The organism is Deltaproteobacteria bacterium, from assembly GCA_023382265.1.
Lineage (GTDB): Bacteria > JAMCPX01 > JAMCPX01 > JAMCPX01 > JAMCPX01 > JAMCPX01.
In genome coordinates this window covers 1-3,059 of sequence record JAMCPX010000023.1, presented here as the reverse complement: position 1 = coordinate 3,059, position 3,059 = coordinate 1, and the positions used below count along the sequence as shown (strand labels likewise).

5 protein-coding genes are annotated in these 3,059 nt (G+C 38.3%); 1 reads left to right on the top strand and 4 read right to left on the bottom strand.

The window, feature by feature from the left end:
• Window positions 1–134: 134 nt before the first annotated feature.
• The 4 genes from M1381_04545 to M1381_04530 all read right to left on the bottom strand — a co-directional run bounded on the left by M1381_04545 (window position 135) and on the right by M1381_04530 (window position 2,360).
• Entirely contained in the window at window positions 135–629 is a 495-nt protein-coding gene (locus M1381_04545; protein ID MCL4478355.1) for a nucleotidyltransferase, read from the bottom strand.
• Window positions 607–861 carry a hypothetical protein gene (locus M1381_04540; GenBank protein MCL4478354.1) on the bottom strand — a complete coding sequence of 85 codons (255 nt, stop codon included), beginning with the start codon at window positions 859–861 and terminating at the stop codon, window positions 607–609. Before M1381_04540 ends, M1381_04545 begins: the two co-directional genes overlap by 23 nt.
• A 152-nt stretch (window positions 862–1,013) precedes the next feature.
• Complete coding sequence (locus M1381_04535) at window positions 1,014–1,610, bottom strand: hypothetical protein (GenBank protein ID MCL4478353.1); 597 nt, start codon at window positions 1,608–1,610, stop codon at window positions 1,014–1,016.
• Window positions 1,611–1,682: 72 nt separating this feature from the next.
• Window positions 1,683–2,360 (bottom strand): ParA family protein, encoded by a 678-nt coding sequence (locus tag M1381_04530; protein ID MCL4478352.1) that lies wholly within the window; start codon window positions 2,358–2,360, stop codon window positions 1,683–1,685.
• 325 nt (window positions 2,361–2,685) lie between these two features.
• On the opposite strand from M1381_04530, the gene M1381_04525 reads away from it, so the two are divergent.
• Window positions 2,686–2,985, top strand: a complete 300-nt coding sequence (locus M1381_04525) for a hypothetical protein (protein ID MCL4478351.1) — start codon at window positions 2,686–2,688, stop codon at window positions 2,983–2,985.
• Window positions 2,986–3,059: the final 74 nt, after the last annotated feature.

Genomic DNA, 3,059 nt, shown 5'->3' with positions numbered 1-3,059 from the left:
TCAAGAGACTGAAGAAAACTCGATGGCGCTTTTGTCGCCCCGTATTTTTTTAATGTTATCACCAAGCGTCATACTTTTATGATATTCTTTAACGCAAAGCTCTCTTGGACTACTCAGTGATGCTGGTGCGGCTTTTACCGGTGCCGACCACGGGGCTTGATGTCCTGCACTTCTTCAGTTTTCTTCAGTCTCTTGATGTCTTTAATGTCTTGGTCTCTATGATAATATTCTTTGAGAGCTAACAAATCTATTTTAGAGATATATGTTGTTTTTGTTTCAAAAAATATACCTTCTGTTTTATTCGAGTAAGCCTTATTGAAGTGTAAATCACCTTGCTCATTTAATATATCAATCCTATACGGCTCTTGGCCGATAAAGACTAAACTATCTTTTATAAGCAGACTGTCAGCATTAACACGCTCCCCTGAAAATTCTTCTATAGCCTCTATGCACTTTTTAACATTTTCTTCTGTTCTGTTAATCCAAAAAGCAATATCTTTTGTGTCCCGAGAAATGTGAGTATGAAACATAACAGCATAGGCACCAACAATCATATATTCAACACCGTGCTTATTTAATATTTCTATAAATTCTTTAAAGTCTTTTTCATACTGCTTTTCTGGTTCCACGTATATCCCTCTTTATTATATTATCATTCAAGGATCTTAATCCAACGATAGAACGGTCAACTTTCTCCTCACAGTTCAATCCCAATAAACGATGTGATATATGTTTTATTGAACGCAAGGTAGACAAAACATGATTAAAATCCTTTTCTATATTGAGTGCTTCGACTTCTTCATAGGTTCCTACACCTATATACAAATGACGCCCTTTGAAGGTTGTATATTTAATTTCCATTTCTTTCCCCTTCCATCATACCAATTTTACCCCTATATAGGTATATTAAAGTATATATGGTTAGGTATCTTATGTAAAGGGTAATCGGCTTCCTATTCCAAAATCAATTCCCTTTACCGTGCAGTACGGCCGGAGTTTTTCCGGGTTGTTTATTACTGCCTTTTCTTTTTCCCAACCTGCAGTTTTGGCACCAAGTCGACCGTGTTGATAAGATCGGTATCGGACAGATTATTGAGCGCCTTAAGTCCTGCCCGTAGGAGTTCCCAGTTTTGTGCACGTATTTTAAGCTTATTGCATTTTTTTTTGATATCCTCGAACATGACCATGTCTTCTTCCGGCATAGCAAAGCCGATCCTGGTAACATTAACCTTCAGTGGCTTTTTCTTATTGCCTGAATTATTTTTTGGACGCCCTACCTGAAGTTTTTTCAAAAGGTTTACAGTATCGATAAGCTCGGTACCGGAAAGACCATGAAGTACATTTAGCCCTGCCCGAAGGAGCTCTGAGCTATTGGCACGAATCTTGAGTCTTTCGCATTTTTCTTTGATATCCTCGAACATGACCATGTCTTCTTCCGGCATAGCAAAGCCGATCCTGGTAACATTAACCTTCTGCGACTTTTGTTTTCGGACTGGTACTTTTTCTTCATGTCCAAGCCTGGAAAAAACTACGTCCGCTTGATGCTTTATTTTTTCTTTTTCTGCCTGTATGCTTTTTTTAAATTTTTCTTTCATTAAGTCTTTTTTCATTATATCTCCAATATACTCTTACTTAATATTATGATATATTATGTTTATCTAATTACATAATATTATGTTTTATTATGCTTTTGTAGGTATAGGTATCAAAAGTATTTGATTGAGCTCAGCTTTAAGTCTTTCAATCTCCTCTTGTGCTTTTTGTGCGCTTTCCCCTTTGATGTCATAGACAGTTCCCCCTATCAACATCGATTCTTTGTATGCTACACGGTCGCCCAAAAAAGACTTTGTAATAGGCATGACAAATTCTGAAAGACTCTCAATTGCTATAGAGTTTACATTTGTGTAATTATACATATTTGGAACTATGTACGCTTTAAGTTTTTTATGTGTCTTTTGCACCCGGGTTATAAGCTCTTGTATGCCTTGCACGGCATAAAGGTCGGCCGGGCTTGGTATAACGGGAACAAGAGCTATGTGAGAGGCTGAAAGCGCAGAGAAAGGAATTTCTGAATCCCATGCCGGCGGACAATCTATAAAAATATAATCAAACATGCCTAAATACTTCTTAACCTTCACATCCACGTTCTTACCGGCAGAGCCAAGACGTGCTATCGAAGCAGGAAAAGGTTTATTCTCTTCTGCATTTGAAAACCATCGGCTAGCAGTTCCTTGAGAATCCGCATCGGCGATAAGAACCTTAAACCCTCCTCGGCCCAGGACGCCGGCCAACTGCATACAAATGGTCGTCTTGCCGCTGCCGCCTTTCTGATTCGCTATTGTAATTATTTTTGTGTCCATGTGTCTCCTGTTATTTATAATATTATGATATATTATGTATTGTTTAGAAAATTGTTTGTCAAGTAATATCTTAATATTATGATTTATTATGTTTTATACGGGCGTTGCACTATGAATGGTATTGAGAGCGTGTCCGTTTTATCGCTTCCGAGGCTTTCGTTATATAATTCATTTATCTTGACAATGGTGTACACTATTAGTATACACTAACAGGAGTATAAATGCTTATCAAAACTAAAGCGTGTAAATGCGATCGATGCGGTCATGAATGGCTACCACAGGGCGACGGCTTGCCGTTGCGCTGTGCAAAGTGCAAAAGTCCCTATTGGAACAGTGGACGAAAAACATCGGCTATAAAAGAGTTATCAAAAAGCCAGACGTCCACACCTCTGAAAATCAGCAGATCGTAGTGCGTTCCATAATGGGAAGTTTTTTAACAGATAAGGGGAAAATGGACGAAATTAAAAATGTGATAGCCGAAGCAAATGGACAATGGCTTGAAGATGAGAAATCAACAGGACACACCGGCTATATGTCACGGTTGTTTATCTTAGCTACGCTTCCACACAGTAAGAGGCTGTGTCACAATTACGGTCATAAGGGGAAAAGGCAGAAAAACGGATAAATATCCTATCGCACGATCAACAGATATGCTATAAAAGATAAAAAACGGAGAGGAGATTTATGGCATACCGATAC

Bases quoted from the DNA above. Each gene is read 5' to 3' on its own strand.
- M1381_04535 (MCL4478353.1), bottom strand. From the start codon at position 1,610: ATGAAAAAAGACTTAATGAAAGAAAAATTTAAAAAAAGCATACAGGCA.
- M1381_04540 (MCL4478354.1), bottom strand. From the start codon at position 861: ATGGAAATTAAATATACAACCTTCAAAGGGCGTCATTTGTATATAGGT.
- M1381_04530 (MCL4478352.1), bottom strand. From the start codon at position 2,360: ATGGACACAAAAATAATTACAATAGCGAATCAGAAAGGCGGCAGCGGC.